The sequence below is a fragment of the Mycoplasma sp. CSL7475-4 genome (genome assembly GCF_024834065.1).
Classification (GTDB): domain Bacteria; phylum Bacillota_I; class Bacilli_A; order Mycoplasmatales; family Metamycoplasmataceae; genus Mycoplasmopsis.
This window is the reverse complement of the sequence record NZ_JANUYA010000027.1, coordinates 1-517: the sequence shown is the minus strand read 5'-3', so window position 1 is coordinate 517 and position 517 is coordinate 1. Positions and strand designations below refer to the sequence as shown.

At 29.4% G+C, this 517-nt stretch carries 1 pseudogene; it reads right to left on the bottom strand.

Annotated features, from left to right (window positions below):
- A pseudogene (locus NXS15_RS03770) lies at positions 1 to 356 on the bottom strand (hypothetical protein); the annotation flags it as partial.
- Positions 357 to 517: the final 161 nt, after the last annotated feature.

Genomic DNA, 517 nt, shown 5'->3' with positions numbered 1-517 from the left:
TCTTCAAGTAAAATCATATAACCTTGATTGGTCTCTTCTTTTTCAGCATGTAAAGCTAATATAATTCCCGTCGCCCGATCAACAGCAACATATATGTGAAACTTGTTATCGCAATTTCATCAATGTTCAGTTGCATCAATTTCAACCATCTCTCCCAGACTCAAATGTGCTCCTTTATTTTTTCTTGAAACAAAAGCGATGTTTTTGTCTAATTCCTTCGAAATTTTATTAATAAACACGATTGTCTTTGAATCATCTTTTTTAGATAAATTTGCTAAGTTTTTCCGTGCTTCTTTTCTCCCGTTTTTACTCATTCCATATGTATAAAATCCACGTGCTTTTAAATTCTTAATCATACTTGCATATGTCATATTGTTCTTAAGTTTTTCGGGCAGTTCATACTGGTAAAAATATCTTAAATTTAGATAAAAATTTAAATATTTATCCTTGTATATTTGCTTTAAAATCGAATAATAGTGTTCGATTATTCAATCGATTTGACTAATGCTAATTTTTC